18 protein-coding genes and 1 tRNA gene are annotated in these 25,163 nt (G+C 36.5%); 13 read left to right on the top strand and 6 right to left on the bottom strand.

Features of this window, described 5'->3' with window-relative positions:
• Positions 1-319: 319 nt before the first annotated feature.
• The 4 genes from EG346_RS02935 to EG346_RS02950 all read left to right on the top strand — a co-directional run bounded on the left by EG346_RS02935 (position 320) and on the right by EG346_RS02950 (position 5,822).
• Positions 320-1,864 (top strand): vitamin K epoxide reductase family protein, encoded by a 1,545-nt coding sequence (locus EG346_RS02935; protein WP_123876941.1) that lies wholly within the window; start codon positions 320-322, stop codon positions 1,862-1,864.
• Between the two features lie 65 nt (positions 1,865-1,929).
• A complete protein-coding gene (locus tag EG346_RS02940) occupies positions 1,930-2,124 on the top strand; it encodes a bacteriocin-like protein (protein WP_123876942.1) in 195 nt (64 codons plus the stop codon).
• A 163-nt stretch (positions 2,125-2,287) separates the two neighbouring features.
• Positions 2,288-4,480, top strand: coding sequence for a peptidase domain-containing ABC transporter (locus EG346_RS02945; protein WP_073335569.1), 2,193 nt, complete (start codon positions 2,288-2,290; stop codon positions 4,478-4,480).
• A gap of 43 nt (positions 4,481-4,523) precedes the next feature.
• Complete coding sequence (locus EG346_RS02950) at positions 4,524-5,822, top strand: HlyD family secretion protein (RefSeq protein WP_123876943.1); 1,299 nt, start codon at positions 4,524-4,526, stop codon at positions 5,820-5,822.
• Between the two features lie 100 nt (positions 5,823-5,922).
• Here the strand turns inward: EG346_RS02950 and EG346_RS02955 are convergent, their stop codons facing one another.
• The 4 genes from EG346_RS02955 to EG346_RS02970 all read right to left on the bottom strand — a co-directional run bounded on the left by EG346_RS02955 (position 5,923) and on the right by EG346_RS02970 (position 11,716).
• Complete coding sequence (locus EG346_RS02955) at positions 5,923-7,296, bottom strand: hypothetical protein (protein ID WP_123876944.1); 1,374 nt, start codon at positions 7,294-7,296, stop codon at positions 5,923-5,925.
• Complete coding sequence (locus tag EG346_RS02960) at positions 7,293-9,029, bottom strand: DUF8225 domain-containing protein (protein WP_123876945.1); 1,737 nt, start codon at positions 9,027-9,029, stop codon at positions 7,293-7,295. The genes EG346_RS02955 and EG346_RS02960 overlap by 4 nt, the downstream gene beginning before the upstream one ends.
• Positions 9,030-9,437: 408 nt before the next feature.
• Entirely contained in the window at positions 9,438-10,205 is a 768-nt protein-coding gene (locus EG346_RS02965; RefSeq protein ID WP_073335565.1) for a DUF2182 domain-containing protein, read from the bottom strand.
• The gene (locus EG346_RS02970) at positions 10,202-11,716 is read right to left on the bottom strand and encodes a tyrosinase family protein (RefSeq protein WP_123876946.1); all 1,515 of its coding nucleotides are present in this window, start codon (positions 11,714-11,716) and stop codon (positions 10,202-10,204) included. The genes EG346_RS02965 and EG346_RS02970 overlap by 4 nt, the downstream gene beginning before the upstream one ends.
• 535 nt (positions 11,717-12,251) lie before the next feature.
• On the opposite strand from EG346_RS02970, the gene EG346_RS02975 reads away from it, so the two are divergent.
• The 9 genes from EG346_RS02975 to EG346_RS03015 all read left to right on the top strand — a co-directional run bounded on the left by EG346_RS02975 (position 12,252) and on the right by EG346_RS03015 (position 23,532).
• Entirely contained in the window at positions 12,252-14,603 is a 2,352-nt protein-coding gene (locus EG346_RS02975) for an outer membrane beta-barrel family protein (RefSeq protein ID WP_123876947.1), read from the top strand.
• 49 nt (positions 14,604-14,652) lie between these two features.
• The gene (locus EG346_RS02980) at positions 14,653-14,856 is read left to right on the top strand and encodes a class I lanthipeptide (protein ID WP_073335563.1); all 204 of its coding nucleotides are present in this window, start codon (positions 14,653-14,655) and stop codon (positions 14,854-14,856) included.
• 85 nt (positions 14,857-14,941) lie between these two features.
• The gene (locus tag EG346_RS02985; RefSeq protein WP_073335562.1) at positions 14,942-15,169 is read left to right on the top strand and encodes a class I lanthipeptide; all 228 of its coding nucleotides are present in this window, start codon (positions 14,942-14,944) and stop codon (positions 15,167-15,169) included.
• A gap of 157 nt (positions 15,170-15,326) precedes the next feature.
• Positions 15,327-15,548 (top strand): class I lanthipeptide, encoded by a 222-nt coding sequence (locus EG346_RS02990; protein WP_073335561.1) that lies wholly within the window; start codon positions 15,327-15,329, stop codon positions 15,546-15,548.
• A 63-nt stretch (positions 15,549-15,611) separates the two neighbouring features.
• The gene (locus EG346_RS02995) at positions 15,612-15,851 is read left to right on the top strand and encodes a class I lanthipeptide (protein WP_073335560.1); all 240 of its coding nucleotides are present in this window, start codon (positions 15,612-15,614) and stop codon (positions 15,849-15,851) included.
• Positions 15,852-15,916: 65 nt separating this feature from the next.
• Positions 15,917-19,090: a lantibiotic dehydratase gene (locus EG346_RS03000; protein ID WP_123876948.1), complete on the top strand. Its 3,174-nt coding sequence runs from the start codon at positions 15,917-15,919 to the stop codon at positions 19,088-19,090.
• Positions 19,087-20,280, top strand: a complete 1,194-nt coding sequence (locus tag EG346_RS03005) for a lanthionine synthetase LanC family protein (RefSeq protein ID WP_123876949.1) — start codon at positions 19,087-19,089, stop codon at positions 20,278-20,280. Before EG346_RS03000 ends, EG346_RS03005 begins: the two co-directional genes overlap by 4 nt.
• A gap of 4 nt (positions 20,281-20,284) precedes the next feature.
• Complete coding sequence (locus EG346_RS03010) at positions 20,285-21,325, top strand: hypothetical protein (protein WP_123876950.1); 1,041 nt, start codon at positions 20,285-20,287, stop codon at positions 21,323-21,325.
• Positions 21,326-21,330: 5 nt separating this feature from the next.
• Positions 21,331-23,532, top strand: coding sequence for a peptidase domain-containing ABC transporter (locus tag EG346_RS03015; RefSeq protein ID WP_073335556.1), 2,202 nt, complete (start codon positions 21,331-21,333; stop codon positions 23,530-23,532).
• A gap of 184 nt (positions 23,533-23,716) precedes the next feature.
• Here the strand turns inward: EG346_RS03015 and EG346_RS03020 are convergent.
• Both EG346_RS03020 and EG346_RS03025 read right to left on the bottom strand, forming a co-directional pair.
• Positions 23,717-23,790, bottom strand: a tRNA-Met gene (locus EG346_RS03020).
• 44 nt (positions 23,791-23,834) lie between these two features.
• Positions 23,835-25,127, bottom strand: coding sequence for a TlpA family protein disulfide reductase (locus EG346_RS03025; RefSeq protein ID WP_073335555.1), 1,293 nt, complete (start codon positions 25,125-25,127; stop codon positions 23,835-23,837).
• Between the last annotated feature and the right edge of the window lie 36 nt (positions 25,128-25,163).

Genomic DNA, 25,163 nt, shown 5'->3' on the forward strand with positions numbered 1-25,163 from the left:
AATTCGGACAAGAAAAAGAAGTTGTTGATCAAAGCGAAAAGGAGATTATCCACATTTTCAAAAAATTACTGAAATTCACAGTGAACTTTTTTAGGGAGCAAAAATTATCCAGTTGAGTTTTCTGAAGAAATATCTTATCCAAAATTAAGAATGACAGGTCTCAAATTCTATTGCGAAATCAGCTACATTTTAACCTAAATAAAGCAAAAAACACAATAATATTTTCACATAATCAAGCATTTAACAATACTATATCACTAAGAAAAGAAAAAAATTTGTTTTTTTAAAACATCTGCGTATTTTAGTTAAAAATATTAATATGATTTTTGACAAACTAATTAACTATCTAAAACTCGATAAACAGGAATTTTCGTTCCAGTTCAATTCCCATCCTAACTACCCTTCTGCGTTAGCTTTTAGTGATACTCTAAACTTTATGGGTGTAAAAAATGATGCCTATGAACTGGATAAGGAATATTGGGATGAGCTGCCGGAAGAATTTATCGCGATTGTAGATAATTCCTTTTCTCTGGTCAAAAAATCAGGAGCCAGTTATTCAGTTTACTCCGAAAAAGCCAAAACACTAAATAAAGAAGAGCTCCATCAAAAATCTACAGATTTCGTACTGTTGTTTGAAAAAAGCGAAAATGCCGAAAGCAAGGTCGCCTTCAATTTTACCCCTCTTTTATATGTTGTTTTTGCCATCATCACTGTTTACTCTTTTTTCACGCAAAACCTATACGAAGCTTTTTTTAATGTTCTTTCCCTCGCGGGAGTCTATATTTCTATGGAGATTTTCAATCAGAAATTCGGGGCTACGTCTACTGTGATAGGAAGTATTTGTGGAGATACCTCTGCCAAACAGGTTACCAATTCATGTGATAAGATTATTAAGCAGGATAAAACAAGTATTTTAGGTTTAAAGTTTTCAGACTTTTCTCTGATTTATTTTGCTGGGCTTGCCATATTGGGACTTTTCCTTCCTGCGACAGCATATATCGTAAAAGGATTTACTTTGGTTTCCATATTGGCTATTGGCTATTCGTTATACATTCAGGCTTTCGTAGAAAAAGCATTCTGTAGAGTTTGTCTTCTGATCATTTCAATCCTTATCGGACAGTTGATTCTCAGCATCTTCTTTTTCCAGAATACCCCCCTTAGTATAGGAATGCTATTATTAACAGTTGTTTTGTGGATCCTTGTTTTCTCTGCAGTTTTATACTTCAGTAACATTCTTTCTCAAAAAGAAAGCCTACAGAAATCAAATGCTAAAAACCTTAGATTTAAAAGAAATTACGAACTTTTCAAAAGTCAGCTTTTGGAAAATGAAAAAATAGAATTCCAGGATACTGAAACTTTCTCACTTGGAAATGAGGACGCCAAACTTCGTCTTTCCATCGTATCGAATCCTTATTGCGGTTTTTGTAAAGATGGTCATAAAATCATGGAAGGATTACTTGAAAAATACCCTGATGATATTTCTGTACAGATCCGTTTCAATTATTCACCGGAAAGAGCTGATGAAAAGTACACCAAATTACTTTCAGCTTTTAAACATATTTATGATCATAAGTCACAGAAAGAGTTCCTGAAATCAGTAGAAGATTGGTTTGAAACCAGAGACGAGAACAAAATCGTTTCCCTATCAGGATCATCTGCACCTGAAGATCTGACATCATTTGTTGAAATGACGAAAGATAACAACAGCTCAGGATTGAATTTCACCCCCATTTTCATTCTTAACGGGCACCAATTTCCGGATAAGTATGATCGTGATGACATTTGGTTTTTCGTTGATGAATTAATGGAAGATGAGGACTTTCAACAAGAAAATGTTCAAGAATTGAAAAATTCACTATCTTAGGAAAAAAATTAAGCGGATTCCGAAAAGCTTTAAAAGAGTAGGAAAATAAAAAACTAAATAGCACTATGAAAAACTTAAAGAAAATATCAAGAGAAAATTTAAAATCGATTAAAGGAGGATTTAGAAGATGTCCGGACGATGGAGAATGTGGTGGAGATCAGTGTTGTGCCAACGGGGTGTGCAGATCAATAGCAGGAGCAGGACCAAACACTTATTATTGTACTCCCTATACTGGTATTGGTTTCACACCGCAAGGTTAAAAAAACATTTATACCAGCTGCGTGAGCTATTAATGATCTTTTATTTTGTATCGATGCATGCAATAAAGATGCATCATAAAATGAACGATATAAATTTGAATATTAATTTGAATAAGTAAAAATGTCGTCATATTTTGGCGACATTTTATAATGAGTATCAATTTTGAAGAAATTTCCCTTTTATAAACAGCCGGATGCTAAAGACTGCGGCCCTACCTGCCTTAGAATTGTAAGTAAATATTACGGCAGAAGTATATCCCTGCAGCAGATCCGTACCCTTTCTGAAACCACCCGTGAAGGAAGCAGCCTCTTAGGGCTGAGCGATGCATCAGAAGACTTGGGATTCCGTTCCCTTGGAGTCCAGATCAATTTTAATACCCTTGCAGAAGAAGTTCCTTTTCCCTGCATAGTCCACTGGAACAAGAACCACTTTGTTGTTGTTTATAAAATAGATAAAAACAATAAAGTCTATATTTCAGATCCTAGTTACGGACTTATCACATATTCGCGGGACGAATTTATCAAATTGTGGATTGGGGAAAATGCTAATGAAAACACAGAAGAGGGAATTGCCCTTATTCTGGAAACAACACCTGCCTTTTTTCAGACAGAGTTTGATACAGTGGAAAGTAAAGCCAGCTTCTCTTTCCTATCCAAATATCTGCTGAAATATAAATCTCTTGTCATACAGCTTGCAGTAGGCCTTCTGGCGGGAAGTTTACTTTCCCTTATTTTCCCTTTTCTTACCCAGAGTATTGTAGACGTCGGGATACAGAATCAGGATCTCAACTTTATCTACGTTGTCCTTTTAGCTCAGATCATGTTGTTTCTGGGAAGGATGGGTATTGAAGTGATTAGGAGTTGGATTCTTCTCCACTTGTCAGCAAGGATCAATATTTCTATCATCTCAGATTTCTTTATCAAGCTGATGAAGCTTCCTATAAGCTTTTTCGACACGAGAATGACGGGAGATATCATGCAAAGAATCAATGACCACCACAGAATCGAACAGCTTTTGACGAGTTCCTCGTTAAATACACTATTTTCTTTGGTCAACCTGGTAATCTTTAGTATTGTCCTGTTATTTTACGACTATAGGTTATTTGTTGTTTATCTTATAGGAGCAGCACTATACATTGGATGGATCAGCTTTTTCCTTAGCAAGAGAAAGGAATTGGATTATAAAAGATTCTCTCAGGTTTCACAGGAGCAGAGCAAAGTCATCGAGTTAATTAACGGAATGCAGGAAATTAAAATGCACAACGCGGAAAAGCAGAAGCGTTGGGACTGGGAATTCCTGCAGGTAAAATTATTTAAAATAAGAATAAAATCTCTTTCTCTTGAACAGTGGCAGTCTGTGGGAGGAAACTTCATTAATCAGATGAAGGATATTCTGGTAAGTTTCCTTTCAGCCAAACTCGTATTAGAAGGAAATCTGACTTTAGGGATGATGCTTTCTGTACAGTACATCATTGGCCAGCTGAATAGTCCGTTGTTACAGCTTATCGATTTTATCAAGCAAACTCAGGATGCTAAAATCTCTCTTGAAAGATTGGGAGAGATTCACGACAAAGAAGATGAAGAGGACAAAAATGAGCAGTATGCCGGAGAAATTCCGCAGAAAGACATTGACGTCAGCAATATATCATTCAGGTATATAGGATCTGATGTTCCTGTATTTGAAGACCTCAGTCTCAGCATCCCTTATCAAAAGACAACGGCGATTGTAGGGGCCAGCGGAAGTGGAAAGACAACACTACTCAAACTTCTGATGAAATTTTATGAACCAACGGCGGGAGAAATCAGACTTGGAAATACTCAGCTCAGAAATATTTCCCCAAGATTCTGGAGAGATCATTGCGGAGTGGTGATGCAGGAAGGATATGTATTTAATGATACGATAGCCAATAATGTGGCGGTAGGAGAAGATTACGTTGATAAACAGAAATTGAGACGTGCCGTGGAAATTGCCAACATTAAAGATTTTATTGAGAGTCTGCCTTTAAGCTACAATACAAAAATAGGAAACGAGGGTGTGGGAGTCAGTGGTGGTCAGAAGCAAAGACTATTCATTGCCAGAGCGGTTTACAAATCTCCGGATTTTATATTTTTTGATGAAGCGACTTCAGCATTGGATGCCAATAATGAAAAAGTCATTATGGAAAACCTGGAGCAGTTCTTTAAAGGTAAGACAGCTATCGTCATTGCCCACAGATTATCCACGGTAAAACATGCTGATAAAATTATCGTTCTGGATAAAGGTAAAGTAGTAGAAGAAGGCAGCCATGCTGACCTTGTGGCTTTAAAAGGAGAATACTACAGATTGGTAAAAAATCAACTGGAATTAGGAAATTAATTTTATTTCCTCTGAAACATGGAGGAAATTCTATCTTAGAAACATGAAAGAAGACATCTTAGACAATATTGAACTCCGCTCGGAAAGTGTTCAGGACATCCTCACCCAGCCTCCTCATTGGATGATACGCTGGGGAAACAGCGTTATTTTAGTTATCCTTCTGCTTATCCTTGTGATGAGCTACATCATCAAATATCCGGAATTTGTTTCTGCTCCGGTGATCGTTACCTCACAAAATCCCCCTGAGAAAATTGAGGCCCGGATGAGCTCAAAAATTGAAAAAATCTTTATCAAGGATCATCAGGAAGTGAAGAAAAATGATGTCCTGATGGTCATGCAGTCTACGGCCAATTATAAAGATGTTTTGGAACTGAAAAAGCTGGTGGATTCTATTTCGCCTCAACAGCTGCAAAATTTCCCGATTGCTAAGACCTCAAGATTTAAACTTGGTGAATTGCAGGGAGATTATAACAGTTTTGCAAAAGCTTTTCAGGATGAGGAACTTTTTACAAGACTTCAGCCGTATGCACCGGAAAATATAGCTGCTAACCAAAGTATTTCAGAATACAGGGGAAGAATTGCTACACTAAAACAGCAGAAAAGTCTGGAACTGGCTAAATATGATTTATCAAAGAAAAGCTATCAGAGATCTCAGGAATTATTCAACCAGGGAGTAATTGCATCTGTGGAACTTGAAAACGAAAAAATAAAATATCTTCAGGCTCAGCAAAATCTTGAAAATCTTAATATTTCTATCTCCCAAATGGATGAAGGTATTTCTAATCTTAATAAAACAAAAAGCGGAACAGCCATTAATACAGAAAAAGATAAGATCACCTATTCTTCGCAGAGTTTACAGCTTTTCGAGCAACTTCGTAAATCTTTGAAACAATGGGAACAGAATTATCTTGTGATTTCTTCTACAGATGGGATGGCCAGTTTTCAACAATTCTTCGGTGAAAACCAGTTTGTAAAAGCGGCAGAGCCTATCCTTTCCATACTTCCGACAAACAAAGAGAAGCTGGTAGGCAGAATGTCTGTCCCTACCGTTAATTCAGGAAAAGTCCTTACCGGTCAGAAGGTATTGATCAAACTTGATAACTACCGTTTCCAGGAATATGGTATTGTAGAAGGGAAAGTACAGAACATATCTCTAATACCCGATGATAAAGGAAACTATTATGTTGATATTACTCTTCCTAAAGGATTAAAAACCAGCTATAATAAAAAATTGGTTTTTGACAAAGAACTAAGAGGTAATGCGGAGATTGTAACTCAGGATCTCCGACTTATCGAAAGATTCTTCTACCAAATCAGAAAATTATTGGGATACCAGAGTTAATATATTCCATACAGATATCAAATAAAACCGCAGCTCATGTAAGCTGCGGTTTTGCCTTTTATACCATTGAAGTTACTGCAGATAGATTGTAACCTACCATTTATTTCGCCTGTTTAACCTTTAAAAATATAAAACTGTAATCCGTAGGATATTTCTGTGCTCCTACTGAAGCATTCTTATGGCAATCCATACATTGTTTCTCCTGAATATAGGTTTCCATGGTAACATTGGCTATATTATTCGGAGTGATCCCACCATCCATCAGCGGAGCTGTCTTATTATTATTCCCGTCCTGAATTGGGTTTTCCGGCCATTGTACATTGACCAGCTGATAATATTGCCATACGGATTTAGGATTGCTGGCTTTAATCATATCTCTGATTTGCTTATTCAGATTTTGTATCTCCGGCGTAATGGCATTGTTGGCAATACGTATGACCTGGACCGGCTTACTCAAACTGTCCTTGCCGGGTACCGGAGACTGGTTGGGTTTATCCGTACTTTTCGGATTATAAAAACAGTATTTAACGGAAGGATCTACCTGCCCTTCTGTTGGAGCATTATTCACATGCTCAAAGGTCATCCAGGTAAACTGGGGTGACTGATTGGTTTTTCGGATGATATGAAGGCCTACCAATCCTAAATATTTCTGCGTGTATTTTCCATAGATCGGCTGGTTATTTTTATCAAAACCTTTAATTTCCGGAACCATAGCTTTAGATATTTTATAAAAATTCTTTAATGATTCCAACTGATTCTCAGGAATAACCCGCCATGCTGCTTTGATCTCAATAGATTCCATTGGAAGCCAGACGCCCTGGTTTTTGGCTGCAAAAGCATTTAAATTTTCAGAACTATAGAGTTTATTTTTCCTTATAAAATCACTTTCAATGCTGTTCATTCTGATTTCATACCAAACGATGTTTCCACTTTGATCTGTCAGCCACGCTCCTTTAGCCTGCATGATTTCATCTACATTACCCCCGAGCATTGCTCTCAGCTTCGGTTTTGGAAGACTTGCATTTATATCAGTGAACTTATTGATTTCATTGATGTATTTTATGTAGCCGTTTTTACTTTTAAGATTCCATTGTTCCGGTTGTTTGGCAGCAAATACATCATCTGCACTTAAGTAACTTTCCCATACGGTGGGACTGTAATCTCCCGGCATCCCATAATCAGCAGCAACGGCAGTAGTATCAGGAAGACCTCTTTCATCTGAAGCTCTCCAGTTTAGTGCGAGAAAATTTTTCCAAGCAAAACAATTCAGCACACTTTGAGAACTATGTCCACAGGTTGAGTCAGCGGGCAATTGATACCCCACAGTAGGCGGATCACAAAAAGCACCACAATCTATATCTGCCATTTCTTTGGAAAAGCCCAATCTTGAGTTTAATTTTTTATCCTTTTTTCCGGATTCACATGAAATTGAAATTAAACTCAATAGAAAAAAGGAAAATAATAATGTTCTCATTTCAGTATTTTTTGAACCTGTTGGATTTGCTGATCAGAAAGTAGTGTATGGTTGGGCATCATATTCAGCTTAGGAAGTGAACCCGCTGCTACAACTTCCAACACACCTGATATCGTATATTTAGGGTCTGAAGCACTATTGTAGAGCGCAAGTGGTTTTTCACCTAATACTGCATCGGATTGCGCTGTAATATCTATAATGAAAAGCTGATTATCATTACCCAGATCCTGAAAATCCGTTACAGAAGCATTGATTCCCGCTCCAAAGTCAAATTCGGTCTCCTTGTTTGCATCACTGGCCAATACGGCAATCCCCATTGTGGTAGTTCCTGCTTCAATCTGTGTAATGCATGAAGTTAAGTTAGAAAATGTATTCAACTTATTGTAAAGACTGGCTTGAAGTAAACTATTATCCAGAAGATACTGCACGCTTGGTAAAGTCACATCCGGATCTCCAACCGGAGGATATTCCTGAGGTTTTTCTCCACCTCCCGGAATTCCCGTTCCTGCCAACTGTACTTTAAAAACATCTGCAATCTGAGAACCCCATTTTAGAGGCTGATTTTGGACCAGAATCTCGCTGAGTTTGAAATTAGCCCCGGCTGGCACCTCAAATCTTGAGTGCAGAACCATATTATTAGGATAAAAAGCAGTTCCCGGATTGATATCTCTTCCTCTGATAATTTTATAGCAGTCTTCAATCTTATAACCTTCCGCTGAAGCCGGCATTGTAAACTGGGTGAAATCCGGTAACTGACCATACAATGCAATAGGATTGGTCAACGATATTTTAACTTTATTATGATAAACAAGTGAATTGACATTCTGCCCGATGCGTGGATCACTGTTTCTGTAGATCTGTCCGTATTGTGCAGCACAGATCAGTGCATTGGCATCTGTGATTACCTTTCCATTGACTGCTCTTAAAATTGTTGCCGCGGCTCCAAGATAAATTTCTGCACCTAAAGAATTGGGCGGACTTGTAAGATGCACTGCTCCCCCACCCGCTGTAGTTGCTGATGAACCATTGTTCCACTTATTGATGGGATTATATGCAGGCAGCCCTGTCTCTCTTACAATAACCGGATTGTTCTGCTCGTCTAAAAGATAAAGATCTTCCTTCTTTACATTTGAATTGTTCAGAATTTCCTGATAAAGTGAAACAACCATATCCGGAGATACTTTCCACATGTGAAACCAGTATTCCGGATTTTCATGGGTAAAATCTACTGCAATGATATCTCCGTTTGTATCTCTTGTCACTGCCCATTCACAGTATTCATCCTGCCAGCCTCTGGGGCCGGAAGGTCCGAAAGGTTTTGTAGCAGTATTATTGGGATCACATGGATTTTTAGTAACCGTTAATGTAATGTCATATTTTTTGCTGAAAGCATCCGGGCCTATATCGGCAAGTTCATGCAATTTGTCTGTAGCATCAGCTTTTCCAAACTTCTGAGTAAATAAATCCGTGAAATAATGATTGATTCTATTTGGAAAAGCACCCCATTGTATTGGAACTGTATTATTTTTAATGGGAGTCACAGGCGTTACAAGAGGATTATAGTACCAGCTTCTGGGATGGTCATAGCTGCTTGACCATGGATTTCCCATTTGTGAATTAATCGTACAGTATTTTACATAATCACTCCAGGCATTCTCAATCTGGATTTTCAGATCCGGCTGGTCTTTAAAATCTTTTTCCGCCTGATAGGCAGGTGTGTCAAATTTTTTCATGGTGTTAATTTTTAATAGGGTATCGGTTTTTATGAAATTGAAGTCATGACAGTAGGAATGTGCATCCTCAATATATCAGCACGGAAACGTGCAGTGAAGGTCTGATGTCAAAAAGCATCATTAAAAAGTAATCGTTCTTACTGATGCTTATATGAAAAATAAATGATGATACTCAAAGCTAGATCTAATCCTTTGATATTCTTTACGTATTTCTACGCATTTTTATTTTTCAAAGTTTATACTTAAGCTGCGTCCCTTTTAGTTAAGAAAAAAAATTAAAATCCTAAAAATGTACTGATTATTTTTATACACAAAAAAACCGCACCCTCAAGTGCGGTAGTTGCTCACCCTTATTTTAACTTCTTAAATAAGTCCGGTGAAGTAGAATATAGTAGAAAACAAAAGTATTCAGTTTAAATTCAATGCTTTCTTCATATTGACCTTTGTCTGGGCAATGATAACACGCAGAAGCTTCAGCCGAAAAGTGAAATACCACTTTGGAAACTTTGGGTGCTCCATATGTTCGCTGATCATGATGAAGGTAACCACCATCATGGCCACGTTATGTCCCGAAGGAAGTAGCATAGGGAAAAGCATCAGTGCCCACCCTGCTCCTACACACCAGACTCCGTGCATCATTCCGAACATGAAGGCATCCCGATTTGCCTCGGAACCGAAAGCAGCCAGTGAAACATGATCATGTCCACGATTCAGACAGCGCTGTTTAACTGGAGAAAACTGCCATATCACTGCAATAACTCCAATTGCTATAGCCGGAATGTAAGAATTGGGCAACAATAGATTCAATCCAACGATCAAAGCATTCATAAAAAATCCCATAACAATCCATACTGCAGTATATCCTGATATGAAAAGTAATGCAGACCCTAAACGCCGGCTTTTGAAACTTCGGTCATAAATATACTGAACGGGCGTAATCAATTTCGGAAGCATCATGGCAAGCACCATCAATGTCCAGCCGATCATAAGATCGGATACAGGATTCATCTGAAGCATCATCTGAAGAGATGCCTTCGATGGACCTTCAAGAGTTACATGACAATGTTTTACCGTCATAATGCCCCCTGGATTAAATAACAGGATCACCCAAAATACAGCACTTACTGCCAGAATCGATATACTTATTGAATAACGGATCCTTTTCGAGGTTTTCATAGCTGTTGTTCTTCACGATAGATGCTGACGCGGCCTACCGTAATTTTTTCATCCGATGGAATGACATTATCAGGAAGTATGGTGACGTCCAGAGAATTAATATCAAGCTCATTATTAATAAACAGATTATCTATAATGTCTGTAATATTAAGGATAAATGTCAATCCTGTTCCACCATTATGACCCTCTTTATCTGAAGCGTTTCGCAGTCCGAACAGAGAAACATGTCCTGCAAGCTGATGGTTGACAGAAACACTCAGAATATTGGCATCCCTGGTTCCTTTTACATTCTCCAGCTGAAGATACACCTGATCCGGTAATTGGGTAGAAGATGCTTTCATCAGGCTGTTGGGTACATTTTTCCAGGAGCTGCTTTCTAACTTTACAGTGGTTTTCGCTCCTGACCCATCTAATAGAATTTGTCCCGCATTGGCGCCAACAAGTTCTGAGTTGTTTCCTAAATCCATATTCTGTTCTTCCAAAGGTTCTGTTCCTACTGATTTTGCTCCTAGTTTAGTTAATCTTTGAGAAAGTGTTTTTTCAACCAGAGGAGCTGTTGTTGGTGCTAAATCATCATAGGTATAATCTAACTTCGCTAAGCTAGTCATTTCTTCAGGAGTATACACCCAGGCTTTGTTATCCGGTAAAGGCATAATAAATTCTCTTTCACCATAGAGTGCAGGTCCTCCAAGCCACAGCGGATTGATAGGATTATGATTTTTCACATTCCAGGCAGCCCACATTCTGTCTATATTGCAGTGATGAAGATAGAAAATAGGATCAAGTCCTGCAGAATCGGGATCTGACATTAATCCGTCTTGTCCGCCTACCTGTACATGCACCAGATTATGAGGATTACTTTCAAGGTTACCACTCAATGCTCCGTCGTGTGAGAATCTGGTTTCCGGTCCGCCATAGCCAGGTTTAGATGTAGCAGAGTTACTTCCCGTATAGATCGTATTTCCCTGACAAGCCTCTGATAGCGGTGGAATTTCAACATAAATGTTTCCGTCATTTTTAGGACCGTATCTTGCGGTTACATATAAAGGGTTAGGAGTTCCGTCCGGAAGGGTTTTCTGTGTGAAAGCGGGCGGTATTTTATATTGATCTCCTGAACCAAGATAATTCCAATATGGGAGGGCCCAATCAGCGGGTCCTCCTAAGCTGATCACAGCCTGGCGAATCTGTTCTTCCAGAGCAATAAGATAACCACGATGCCAGGGTGCGAAATACCAACTCTGATGCTGGCACTGGTTCCAATATTTAGCAACAGTAGCTGAATCAGGAAGCGGAGTTGTAGGAACATTGGGAGGGCCGGGAAGAACATTCCAATTAGGAAATTTTTCTCCACCCATTTGCTCACCATGCATCGCTGCAAAAAACCACCAGCTGTTCTCATCATTTAAAGCCCGTGACTGCATCACGCCAACTGCTTTTGCATACCAGAGAAGATCCGGATTATCAAAAGTTCCGTTTTCTTCCCACGCATTTTTTCTTGTAAACTTAGCCATAAAATTAATTTTTTGATTTCTGGTTATTATACATTTTTTATCAAAAACGATTGTTTTAAAAAACAGTTTTTGATGTATACCACAAATCTAGGAACATGCAAGGAAAAAGGATTACGTATTTATACGTAATTATCCCTTTAAAGTGAAAATTAAACCTTGAAAGATCGTAAAAAAGTATAATTGAAGTCACCATAAAGTTCAATATTGTAAAATATACAATTTGAAAAAATAATATATTTTCATTTAAAATTATAAAATTATTTTCATTCGGTTAAATTATGTATTGAATAAAAAAAACAATCCCAATAAAATATTAAAACACTGATTAACATTACAATAAATAACAAAACATTAGTTAAAAATTAAATTTATAAGGGCCTAAAATTTAAAAAAGAGGCCATTATTAAATTCTTTAAAATAAATTATTAAGTTCCATAAATCCTCTATTTATATTGATTCTAAATTAAAAATATTATTCTCTACTAGATGAATATTTTTGATTTATTTTTATATTTACGTTATATAATTCTAATCCATGAGAAATATAATATTGGTTGTCTTGATCTTTTGCAGCCAAATATTCTTATCACAAAACGTCCAAATTACAGGAAGAATTTTAAACAATGAAAATTCTCCTGTAGAGTTTGCTGAAGTAATTCTTCTGAAAAATGACTCTGTCAAAATAAGAAGTGAAATTACCAATGCTAATGGTATGTTCACTATCGATGCTCCCAAAGATTCATATATATTACAGGTAAAAAGGTTTAAAGGTATCTTATACTCCAAAAAGATAAAACTTGAAAACAATCTCCGTTTAAATGAAATAAAGCTTGTAGATATACAACAGATTAAAGAGGTTATCATTGAAAAGAAAAAGAAGCTGATTGAGAAAAAAATAGACAGGACCGTATTCAACGTTGAAAATTCTATATTTTCCAGCGGTGCAGATCTGGCACAGGTTTTATCTGGGACTCCAATGCTGTCAGTTAGCGATAATTCGGTCTCCATTGTTGGGAAAAGCGGCGTTGCAGTAATGGTCAATGACAAACTTCTGAATCTTAGTGGTACAGATTTGATCAATTATCTGCGCTCACTCCGTTCTGATGATGTTTCCAGAGTTGAAATTATAACTACTCCACCGGCAAAATATGAAGCACAGGGAAATAGTGGAATCCTCAATATTATCTTGAAGAAAAACACAAAATTAGGATGGAACGGTATCCTAAGTTCCTCATATATACAGACTACCTATGTAGGAAATGCCAATAACCTTACTTTAAACTACAATTCCAACAAAATTACAAGTTCGTTACGATTGAGACAGTTTGACAGACCATCAAAAGCCGTGGAACTTATCGATATTATCGGAACCAATTCCATTTTAAGTGCAGATAAACGAAAAGATAAATTCAAAGGAGCGGGAGCCAATTTCAGTTTTGATTACAAACTGAATCAAAATTCCAATATCGGAGTCATCTACGATATTTCCAAATCTCATTCTGATATGGATATCTTTAATAGATCCATCTACCAGACAAATAGTATTCAGGATTCTCTATTAACTACTTCTTCGGAACATAGAAAACCAATAGTTACCCATTCATTAAATGCATACTATGATTATAAAATTGATTCTTTAGGAAAAAAATTGAATATTGCCGGAAATTATTTTTCAAACAGTCCAGATGCGGAGGTGAATTTTCAGACCATTTCCGACTATACTCCCGGTACTCAGAAAATCAGAAACCTGAGCAATCTGGATTATCAGATATTATCAGGTCAGGCAGATCTTTATCTTCCTTTCAAATGGGGAACTCTCGAAACCGGACTGAAATTCACTCATTTTCTGAATGGTTCCAATATCAAATATTTTTCATTTAAAAATGATGAATATACTATAGACCCAAGCCGAAGTAATTATTTCGAATATAAAGAAAACAATGCTGCTGCCTATGTGAGTGTTTATAAAAGTCTGGGCGAAAAATGGTCTGCAAAAGCAGGTCTGCGCTACGAATATTCAACCATTGACGGGTATTCAGAAACTGCAGGCGAAAGAAATAAAAATGAATACGGACGTCTGTTTCCTTCAGCCTATCTGGAGTACAAAGCCAATGAGAATAATACCTTATCAATCAATTATTCAAAAAGAATCAATCGTCCTAACTTTACTGCTTTAAACCCCTTCAGGTGGTATTCTAATCCTTATTCTTTTTATACAGGAAATCCATTTCTTTCTCCATCCTACAATCATAATGTAGAGCTCTCCTATCTTTATAAAAACAGATTTTCCGTTACGGTATATGGGCAGAAGCTGATTAACGGGTATGGAAGGATTACTTCTTTAACCCAAGGAATTAAAGAAGTAAATTATAAAAATTACCTTACACAATATGATGCAGGGTTAAATGCAAGCCTTTATACCAATGTGACCAAATGGTGGGAAAACAATACCAACATTGTTTCCTTTTATTCTGAGTCAGAATCATCCATTCCTGAAGTTGTTCCTCAAAAAGGCGTATCAATGTACTATACCATCAATAATACTTTCACGATAAATAAAGAAAAATCGGTGTTGTTTTTATTAAATTTTTACCACTATTTACCTAACAAACAAGGCAATACCTATATCGGAAATATTTCAAACCTTTCTGCCGGTTTTAGGTTTTCATTAATGGAAAAAAAGCTGAGAGTCAACATGATGGTAGAAGATATTTTCAGAGGAACCCAAAGCAAAGGCAAGATCTTTTACGATGAATTTACGCAATTCTACAACAATTATTATGATACCAGACGTTTCACTCTGAATATGACTTATACGTTTGGAAACAAGAATGTAAAAACAAATAACAAACAGATACAGTTGGAGGAAAAAAGCAGGGCAAATTAAAGGGTGGACATCCAAAAACAAAAAAAACTATATACTCAATATTAATACCATGAAAAAATTAAAATTAAACCCGTTGTCACTGGACAAGCAAACCATTGCTTTATTGGACGAAAAACAGCTTCAGGAAATTAAAGGTGGCAAAACCGGATTTTCTCCGTGTCCGGCAGGAGCTACTACCTGCGACCCAAACGGTAGCGGGGGAGGTTCTACAGGATGTGGAGCAGGTACCTCTGCATGTCCTGTACAAAGCTAAAATCATAATTATCAATAACCGAGATACAAATAGGTGGAAGCCGAACAACCTTTAAAGAGTAGGCGCTTATAAAAACTTTTTTAATATGAAAAAATTAGAATTAGACCCATTGTCATTGGACAAAGAAACCATTGCTTTATTAGATGAGAAGCAGTTAATGGAAATTATTGGAGGAAAAGGAGCTGCCCCGGCAGGATCTACAGGATGTGGTACCGGAGGTAGTACTTGTGACAATACCGGAACAGGGGCATCTACAGGATGTGGATCAGGAGGCAGTACCTGCAGTGTTACAGATACGATCAGCGCAAACTAATCTTCGAATTTTCATAAGGGTAATTTTTCATGTATAAAAATTGCCCTTATTCTTCTAATCAATGAAAATACAGGGATTATTTTAATCTCCAGTAAGTATAAAGAGATAATTCCTGAAAAAATCTTTAAAACAGACAGAAAAATTAAATCTTTTTATTATGAAAAAATTAGAATTAGACCCATTATCATTAGACAAGGAAACCATTGCTTTACTAGATGAAAAGCAACTGCAAGAAATCGTTGGCGGACAGGCTGCAGCTCCGGGAACATCTACAGGATGTGGATCAGGAGGTAGCGGATGTGGTGCCGGCGGCGGTTCTACAGGATGCGGTTCAGGAGGAAGTACTTGTGTATCACAGGCAGAAGTAGCTATAAAATAAAGACAAGGGGGAAGCCGAAAAACCTTTAAAGAGTAGGCAACAAAACATCATATCTTTTTTATTATGAAAAAATTAGAACTAGACCCATTGTCATTAGACAAGGAAACAATTGCTTTATTAGATGAAAAGCAGTTGATGGAAATTATCGGCGGTAAAGCTGTAGCTCCGGGAACATCCACAGGATGCGGTACAGGAGGCAGTACTTGCGGTGCTGCACAAACAACAACTATTAGCACCGGAGGAGGATCTACAGGATGCGGTTCCGGAGGTAGTACTTGTTCTGCACAGTCAACAGCTGGATAACAACAAGCAGGGCTGTATTTTTTACAGCCCTTTTCTTTAAATTACCTAATATCGCGTCTACACTAATGGAGAATAACAAATATTTTTTACTTGATCACTGCTGTCTGAGAATCCCTTCTCATTCTATTGAAGCCTTTTTGGACTTTAATGAGAATATTAAAAATATTAGCCTGGAAAATCATGAAGAACTTGTACAAGTTTTAAATCATATTTTTTCAAATACCTATTACAAAGAAGCAGTTTACATTGCCTCCAAAGACTTATATGAAACTTTTTTAGAACTGAAAGAAAATAATTTCGCCAACAAAGATGCAGCTAAGCGCTTCCTAATTACATTCTATAAATACTTCTCAAGAATGTCGAACAGGTCTACCCCATACGGCCTTTTTTCCGGCACATCTTCAGCAGGTATAATTGATGAGCCCACTAATATCAAGTTTGATAATAACAGATACAGACTTGTATGCCAGCTCAATATTCATAGCCTGACCAAACTGATCCGCAGTATTGACCCCCTGAATAATGAGCTTATCAACAAAATCAAATACTACAAAAACAATACCCTTTATACCTTAGGAAACAAAGCTTATTTTGTTGAGCAATTTGATAATGGCCGATATATAGCATCCAATCTTACCTCCATAAGACTCAGTGAATATGTAAAGATTATTCTGCAATGTGCAGAACAGGGAGCAACAGTAGCTGAAATGGCTGACAAAATATCAAATCCTGCAATCACCCTGGAACAGAAACAAAATTTTATAAAAAATATTATCCAGTCTCAAATCCTAGTGAGCCAGCTCCTTCCAAGCGTTTCTACAGAAAATTTCATTGAAGATTTAATAAATACTATAGACGAAAAAGAAATAAATATTGAGGAGATCAATGAATTAAAAGAGATCGACCATATTATCAGAAATATATCTTCTGTTGATGATATTGATCTTTTCAGGACTTATATTAAAAATAATTCAGACAGTAATATCATATCAAGGGACTTCTACAAGCTGGACCTTTTTTACAATCTGCAAAAGGGAAATTTAAATAAAAAAATCCTGAACGAGATCAATGATACATCTTATGAGGTCATGCATCTGTTTTCGCAGAGAACTTCTTTAGCATTGAGCCATTTTGTAAACGCCTTTGCCTCGAGATATGAAGATAGGGAACTCCCGTTGGTACAGGTATTAGATACTAATTATGGTATTGGATATGAAAAAGTTGTATCCGGCAACGCTGAATACACTCCTCTTTTAGACGGCATTCCTGTAATGTCTGATTCACGGAGCGAGACAAGAATCATTTATGGTGGATTTGAAATGCTTAGGGACAAAATATTCAAACAATATTGTAAAACAGGCGAAAGTGTTATCTATGCTGATGAAGATTTCAAAAATTACTTATCCAAAAAACCACAACTTTCCCGTGAAGGAGAAGCTCCGAGTGCTTACATATTCGGAAGAATTCTATCCCCATCTGCAGAAGCACTGGATAATGGTGATTATAAATTTTTCCCAACTCAATGCCACGCCCCTTTTGCTGCCAGATTACTGACACGCTTCACCCACGGAAATAATCAGCTGAAAAACCAGGTAAAAAAAATAGCCGATTTTGAGCAAAAAACAAATCCCGATGTTATTATGGCTGAGGTACTCACCATTCCGGATGACAACTATGCCAATATCACCTTATATTCTACCATCAGGGATTATGAAATCCCATTTCTATCCAATTCAAAATTAAGCAAAGATCACCAGATCCATGCCGATGACCTTCTGGTTTCTGTAAGAAACGGAAAAGTAGTCTTACGATCAAAAAAACTGAATAAAGAAATTATTCCATGCCTTTCCAATACATATAATACGACACTTGCACAGCCACTGTATAAATTTCTTGCCGATGTGGGAAGTCAAAATATGAGACTGGGTTATTTTTGGGATTGGGGAATATACCAGAATGAACCTTTCCTGCCCAGAATTGAATACAAAAAAATCATCATCAGCCGGGCACGCTGGTTCATGAAAAAAATAAAAACAGATTACAGAAATGAACAAGCTGCAGAAGCAGCAATAGCAGATCTAAAAATACAATATAATCTGCCCCAGTATGTCGTTTTATCCTCCGGAGACAACGAACTTCTTATAGATCTGGACAATAAAATAGGCCAGGCTATTCTGCTGAAAGAAATCAGCCAGCAAAATGTTATTGTATATGAAAATATTCATACTAAAGAAAATTGTTTTATCAAGGAAGGGGATAACAGCTACGCGAATGAAGTAGTAATTCCGCTTCTTAACAAAAGGACAGTTTATCTGCCATCCATCCAGCATGTCTCAATCCCCAAGATTAAAAGAATATTCCCTCCAGGAAGCGAGTGGTTTTACATAAAAATCTATTCAGGAAGTAAAAATGTTGAGGACATCCTTACAGAAGTAATTTCCGACTTTGCCGTTGACCTTTTAAACAAAAAAATCATTGACAAGTGGTTCTTTATCAAATATAATGATCCCGACCATCATATACGGGTCAGATTTCACTGTTTTAATCCCGACAAGAAAAAGGAAGAATGGTATCTTATATCAGAAAACCTACAAAAGGCTATCCACGAATTTATCCCTGAAGAGCAAGCTTTAAGAATAACGATAGATACTTATGTAAGAGAACTGGAAAGATACGGTGACCATACCATGGAACTGAGCGAAAATATCTTTTACTATGACAGCACAGCCGTTTCTGAGTTTCTCAATCTTATTCATGGTAATGAAGGCGAACAATTAAGATGGAAGTTTGCACTAGTTAATGTAGACAAGCTCCTGGATGATTTTAAATATTCTGTAAAAGATAAAATCAAAGTCATCGGTACTTTATGTGAGAATTTTACTAATGAATTCAGTTTCAACAATGCTGATAATTATGTAGCGCTGTCGAGAACATTGAGTACCAGACACAGGGAACTTAAAAAAGAAATTTCTGATATTATTTTTGAAAAAGACAAAGTTGAATATCATGAAGCATACGAATGCTTCAACAAAAGAAGTGAAAATATTGCCACTGAATTATCCCGGTATCCTGAACTGCCACAGGAAACTAAAGACCATCTGATCATGAGCTATATTCATATGACCTTAAACCGTTTATTTATGGTAAATCAGCGAAGACATGAGCTTGTTATCTATTATTTCTTAAAGAAGTTTTACGAATCGGAGATTGCGAAAGCAAAAAATAATATATCCATATGATAAAAGATCAAACTAAACATAGACAACTCATTGATAAAATAACAGAATCTCTGGACAAGTATTCTGACGAAGAGGTATTAAAAAATGTTTCCTATGAAACAGGTCTGTTAGGATATTCTCTTTATTATTTATACTTATCCAAATATACCGGTGATCAAAAATACACCACTACTGCTGAGGAATATTTTAACAAAGGCCTGGCCAGTTTTAATCCCAAGACCTTTCAAAGGGTACATGGTACCGATTCGTTGGATGCTCATCTTGCTCATATCGGGAGGTATTTAATTTTCTGCGAAAACAACGGTTTGTTATCTGTTTCAAGTGAAGAATATCTTTTAAATCTGGACCAGATCCTTTTCGGTCTCATGAAGAGTAAAATCAATATTAAAGATTTCGATTCGGGTACGGGAGCTCTTGCCGCAGGGTACTATTATCTGGCGCGTTTAAAAAGTGGCTCGGATGTTCAGGAACAGCTCATATTTCTTATTAACAGTATTGATGAAGCTGCATTTCAAGATGATACGGGAGATTATTACTGGAAATGTCCATCTTTGTATGACAGGATATATCTGGGAATTTCGCATGGTTCATCACTGATCATTTCATTTCTTACTTCAGTATATGAAGCAGGATTAGAAATCCAATTATGTGAAAAGATCATCAGAAAAGCAACTGCATTTCTTATTAAACAATATAGAGAGTCAGATTATAAAGGACTATTTCCCAACATGATCGGAGATGCGATAGAACCGATGCAGTTTGCATTATGCTATGGAGATCTCGGAATCGGATATGCGCTTCTCAGAGCTTCACAACTACTGAAAGACAGCGATACTGCAGACTTTGCCAATGTCATATTAAATGACTGTCTGCTGAGGACCAAAGAAGATAATCTCACGCTGGATGCAGGAATATTTTATGGAGCTTCCGGTCTTGCCATTACATTTGATAAACTGGGAACACTATCTGGTGATATCAGATATGTCCAAAGAGCAGATTACTGGAACCAACAGATTCTGACATATGCAACGCATTCCAATGATTTTGCAGGGTTCAAAAGCCGCCTGCTTGAAGATAATATTCTATGGCAGGTATCTTTTGGATGGGGAATTTTAGGAATTGGTATGACGCTCATGTATTTTGATGATGCCTCCCTGCCATCATTTGCAGATTTAACCTTTATCGCATAATGTTATGGAAAAAGAAATGGTAACCTATTATAAAGAACTGGAAGAATTTGCAAATGCGATGTCTTCTTTCCCGGCATCCTCTTTCAATTCAACGTTTGAGTATGACACTGGTAAATTAATTAAAATCTTACAAAAAAAGGAAGTATTCGAAATATGCAATACAGATGAAGAACAGTTTGATTCAATAGACCGTACCGATCGCGAATTAGGAAAAATTGTTTCCGACCTGCTTAAAGAAACTGATCTTGATCAGTCATTAAAAGAGTATTTAGACATTGAAAAGAAGATTGAAAACTCTTTTTCAGGAAATCTTTATATGTATGCCAAGCAAGGGGCTCTGTCTGTGAAATCACTTTATTACTATAAAATAAAAGATTTCCCCAAAGCTGTGACCTTCACTTTAGAATGTTTGGTTCTGAATGACTATCTTGTTCAGCAGGGTATTTATACGTTAAATTTGAGATGCTTTGAGCAGAATAAAAACATTTCAAGAATATATTTCAGAAATCATCAGGAAGATTCGGGATACCAGCTCATATTTAACCTTATTAACTATTTGCTGAACGGAGTCAATGAAAATCTTTTTGGAAATATTTTCAGCCAAAAGGAGTACTGGATGAAAGTACCCATTATAAGAGAAACTTATGCCTATGAGCTTTTCACGATGATTACTGAAGATATGATCAGATTTAATATTCACAGCACAGAATTTCTGCCCGATGATTGGTACTCAGGTTTAGACTTTGAGGTCAACACTCCGGACAGACAAATTATATATAACTGGATCTATATAAACAAACAGCTTCGAGATTCTAATTATACAGATTACTTTCAAGGTTTAATTTATTATTTCCAGCAGCCGTATAATCAGTTTTATGATATTCTGAAAATCGCTCTGCTTCTCGATCTTTATAAATTTGTAGAGAAAAATACCCCCGCCTACACTACAACTCTGACCCTGGGAATAATTGATTTTATGGAAAATAAATTATACTTCAACCAGTCTATCCGTTCACTTCTTATAAAAAATATTTTCAAAGCATAACGTATATGAAAATTATTATTCAGCATGATCAGATGGATTGCGGCCCGGCATGTCTTGCTATGGTAGCCAGCAATTATGGAAAAAACTACAGCCTTCAATACCTTCGTGACAATTCATTTATCACGAAAGAAGGGGTATCTATGTTCGGTATCGTTGAAGCAGCAAAAAAGATCGGTTTTGAAACATTTCCGGTAAAACTAACCATAGAGAAACTGATCAGTTCACATGAATCTTTCCCTTGTATCCTTTACTGGGGTAAAAATCACTTTGTTGTACTAAAGAAAGTATCTAAAAAATTCTTATCCTCAGACTATACTTTTCAGATTGCAGATCCGGCACATGGATTGATCTCTATCAAAGAACAGGAATTTAAAAAATACTGGATCTCTAATGATAGTATGGGAATAGCTTTGTTTTTAAAGCCCTCAGAAGAATTTTTCAACATCCAGGTCCCTAAAGAAAAGAAAATAACGCTGAATTATATCCTGCAATATCTTACTCCCTACAAAAGGCAACTGATATTAATGTTCTTTTTATTGCTGGCAGGAAGTGCTGTCACACTTGCCTTTCCATTTTTAACCCAGGCATTGATAGATGATGGAGTAAGCGCCAAAAATCTTAATCTTATTGCATTAATTCTTCTTTCACAATTAGGATTATTTCTGGGATCAATAACAATAGAAGTGGTCAGAAACTGGCTTATGCTTTTTATAGGTACCAAACTGAGTATTACCATTATTTCCGATTATTTAAAAAAGATGCTTCAGCTTCCCATAAGGTTTTTTGACACAAAAAAAATGGGCGATTTTAATCAGAGAATACAGGATAATGAGAGAATCGAAGAATTTCTTACTTCTCAGAGTTTACTTACCTTTTTCTCCATTATTAACTTTTCGGTTTTCTTTGGCGTTCTTCTTTATTATAATTATACAATTCTTACTGTTTACCTTATTCTTACGGTGCTCTCTATAGGATGGTCTTATTACTGGCTGAAAAAAAGGAAAGTTTTAGATTATCTTCGTTTCCAGCAGCGGGCAGAAAATCAGGAATCCGTATTTGAAATCATTAAGGGAGTTACAGAAATGAAACTCAACCAGTTTGAAGATTTCAAACGCAGTCAATGGGAAGAAGTACAACAAAAATTATTTAAAGTAAATATCAGAATTCTCAAGCTGAATCAGATTCAGTTATCCGGTTTTGAATTTATGAATCAGTTGAAAAATATTCTTGTTACTTTTCTGGCTGCAACTCTTGTGGTAAATGATAAAATGACTTTAGGAGGATTACTCAGCGTCTCCTACATTATCGGGCAGATGAATTCACCCGTTAATCAACTTATCAGTTTTTTCCGGTCACTTCAGGATGCAAAACTCAGCTTAGAAAGACTGAACGAAGTACAAAGCTACCCTGCTGAAGAGAGTTCTGGACAGGTAGCCTTACCATTGTATACACAAAATAATTATGAATTTAAAGGAATCAGATTTGACGATGTAAGTTTTCAATATGCGGGCAGTAAATCTCCCTATGTATTAAAAAATATCAATCTCTTTATTCCCGAAGGAAAAATAACAGCCATCGTAGGCGCAAGCGGCAGTGGGAAGACAACTTTGATGAAGCTTCTGTTAAAGTTTTATGAACCCACTGAAGGTAAAATTTCATACGACGATATCAATATTAATGATATATCTCCCGAAAATTTAAGAAGCAGCTGTGGTGTGGTAATGCAGGATGGATATATATTCTCTGACAGTATAGAAAGAAATATTATAACCGGTGAAAAAAATGCAGATGAGAGCAAACTGAGACAGGCTGTAAAAACGGCCAATATAGAAGAGTTTATTGAATCCCTTCCATTAAGATACGAAACCAAGATCGGAGCTTCCGGCAATGGAATTTCAGGTGGACAGAAACAGCGTATTCTTATTGCACGTGCTGTGTATAAAAATCCTCATTATATATTTTTCGATGAAGCTACGTCAGCTCTAGATTCAGAAAATGAAAAAATAATTCATGATAATCTTCAGGAATTTTTTAAAGGAAAAACAGTTGTAATTATTGCTCATAGACTTTCTACTGTAAAGAATGCAGATCAGATCTTGGTGCTTAAAAACGGAGAACTTATAGAAAAAGGAAACCATCAGCAATTAGTGAGTGAAAGGACTGAATATTTCAATCTGGTAAAAAATCAATTAGAGCTTGGGTTATAAGAAAGATTTCTTACATTATCAGATTCTAATCTCATTACAAAATGTTCAGTATTGAAAATTTAATGTGCAAAATAAGTTACATAGACTTATCGTAAGTAACCTTTATTTACCCATTCTAAAATTTTAAATGATAAATCACAAAAATAAAAAAGGGAAAGTAATAGATATTACTTTCCCTTTATTGTAGCGAAGACGGGAATTGAACCCGTGACCTCAGGGTTATGAATCCTGCGCTCTAACCAACTGAGCTACCTCGCCGTTTTGGTGGTGCAAATATAGAAAATATTTGTTTACCACCAAAATTATTTTAACTTAAAATATTCTAAAACATTCCCCACGTGGTCTGGTTTATTGATTATCTTATTGTTAGCATCTAAAATAAAATACGTCGGAGTTGCATGAACATTGTAAGTATCGACGTAGCTACTGTTCCATCCTCTTAATTCGGAATCATTGATCCAGGGAAACGCAGCAATTTTTTGAGTATATGAAGCTTTGTCGGTATCTAAAGAAAGACCGACAATCTGAATATTCTTCGCTTTTAACTCATTGTATTTTTCCAATAGTTTCGGCAATTCGCTTTCACAGTGTGAGCATGTGGACGACCAGAAAACAATAATTTTCTTATCCGCTTTCACGTCATACAGAGACTTGGCAGATGTATTGGCCGCCGACTGAAATTTCACATTAGGAAATGTGGCTCCCATTTCAACATTAGCATTAGATTTTAATGTCGTCGCCAATCTGTCATTAATGGTACACTTAAGGTTTTTTGCCAGTGTAAGATATTTGGTTTTAAACTCTTCCATATCGTATGCATCAAAAATATCAATAAGTTCTGAAAGCACCGTTTGACCTCTTGGAGTTTCAACCTTTAAACGGTCTAAAAGGGTATCTACTGAACCTGCAACATTCGTGTTCCCTCCCGAATTAAGATAGGATACCAAAACAGGCCTTAAAAGGGACGAAGACTCAAGCATATCATTAGACTTATCCAGGAAGTTGACAATATCATCAGGAGTGACCTTTTTAGCAGGATCTGTAGAATTAGATAAGAACTTGCTATAATTGGTATTGTAATAAGAAATAAAAGGATGCTTTGACGCATCAATAGTATTGTTTGTTCCGGAAAGTCTTTCTATTTCTATTTTAAGTGCCTTTCCGAAATCAGTATTGTCCTTATAATATTCTTTGATCTGAGCTAATGCCGGAAGAATAAGTTCTTTCTTTTGAGAACCTTCCTGTTGTCTGCTCATAAGATCATTGGCTTCATCAAGATAAGCTACGTCTTTGATCTTATTATTTTGCACATCAAGTTTTACGCTGATGTTTTTATTTTCGGAAATAAAGCTCACCGCATTATTTGAATCAGGAAAATACACTTTCATCATCCCCATATAATGGCTTGGGTACTTGAAGGTCCATGTATTATTCTTATTCTGTTCTTTGGTAACGATTATATCTTTTGAACCGTTTAATGTATATAGAATGGCATCCTTATCTTTAAATTCGGCAGGAGCCTGTACTGTAACTGTAAACTGGGCCTGCAAAGAAAATGCAGCTAATACTGCAGATAATATATATATCTTTTTCATAGAGTAAAAATAAAAAAACTCTCTGATTAATCAGAG

The organism is Chryseobacterium carnipullorum, from assembly GCF_003815695.1.
In the GTDB taxonomy this organism is placed as follows: Bacteria; Bacteroidota; Bacteroidia; order Flavobacteriales; family Weeksellaceae; genus Chryseobacterium; species Chryseobacterium carnipullorum.

What these genes read in the sequence shown, in the direction of transcription:
- EG346_RS02935 (WP_123876941.1), top strand. Translation starts at nt 320, where the DNA reads ATGATTTTTGACAAACTAATTAACTATCTAAAACTCGATAAACAGGAA.
- EG346_RS02940 (WP_123876942.1), top strand. Translation starts at nt 1,930, where the DNA reads ATGAAAAACTTAAAGAAAATATCAAGAGAAAATTTAAAATCGATTAAA.
- EG346_RS02950 (WP_123876943.1), top strand. Translation starts at nt 4,524, where the DNA reads ATGAAAGAAGACATCTTAGACAATATTGAACTCCGCTCGGAAAGTGTT.
- EG346_RS02955 (WP_123876944.1), bottom strand. Translation starts at nt 7,296, where the DNA reads ATGAGAACATTATTATTTTCCTTTTTTCTATTGAGTTTAATTTCAATT.
- EG346_RS02960 (WP_123876945.1), bottom strand. Translation starts at nt 9,029, where the DNA reads ATGAAAAAATTTGACACACCTGCCTATCAGGCGGAAAAAGATTTTAAA.
- EG346_RS02965 (WP_073335565.1), bottom strand. Translation starts at nt 10,205, where the DNA reads ATGAAAACCTCGAAAAGGATCCGTTATTCAATAAGTATATCGATTCTG.
- EG346_RS02970 (WP_123876946.1), bottom strand. Translation starts at nt 11,716, where the DNA reads ATGGCTAAGTTTACAAGAAAAAATGCGTGGGAAGAAAACGGAACTTTT.
- EG346_RS02975 (WP_123876947.1), top strand. Translation starts at nt 12,252, where the DNA reads ATGAGAAATATAATATTGGTTGTCTTGATCTTTTGCAGCCAAATATTC.
- EG346_RS02980 (WP_073335563.1), top strand. Translation starts at nt 14,653, where the DNA reads ATGAAAAAATTAAAATTAAACCCGTTGTCACTGGACAAGCAAACCATT.
- EG346_RS02985 (WP_073335562.1), top strand. Translation starts at nt 14,942, where the DNA reads ATGAAAAAATTAGAATTAGACCCATTGTCATTGGACAAAGAAACCATT.
- EG346_RS02990 (WP_073335561.1), top strand. Translation starts at nt 15,327, where the DNA reads ATGAAAAAATTAGAATTAGACCCATTATCATTAGACAAGGAAACCATT.
- EG346_RS02995 (WP_073335560.1), top strand. Translation starts at nt 15,612, where the DNA reads ATGAAAAAATTAGAACTAGACCCATTGTCATTAGACAAGGAAACAATT.
- EG346_RS03000 (WP_123876948.1), top strand. Translation starts at nt 15,917, where the DNA reads ATGGAGAATAACAAATATTTTTTACTTGATCACTGCTGTCTGAGAATC.
- EG346_RS03005 (WP_123876949.1), top strand. Translation starts at nt 19,087, where the DNA reads ATGATAAAAGATCAAACTAAACATAGACAACTCATTGATAAAATAACA.
- EG346_RS03010 (WP_123876950.1), top strand. Translation starts at nt 20,285, where the DNA reads ATGGAAAAAGAAATGGTAACCTATTATAAAGAACTGGAAGAATTTGCA.
- EG346_RS03015 (WP_073335556.1), top strand. Translation starts at nt 21,331, where the DNA reads ATGAAAATTATTATTCAGCATGATCAGATGGATTGCGGCCCGGCATGT.
- EG346_RS03025 (WP_073335555.1), bottom strand. Translation starts at nt 25,127, where the DNA reads ATGAAAAAGATATATATATTATCTGCAGTATTAGCTGCATTTTCTTTG.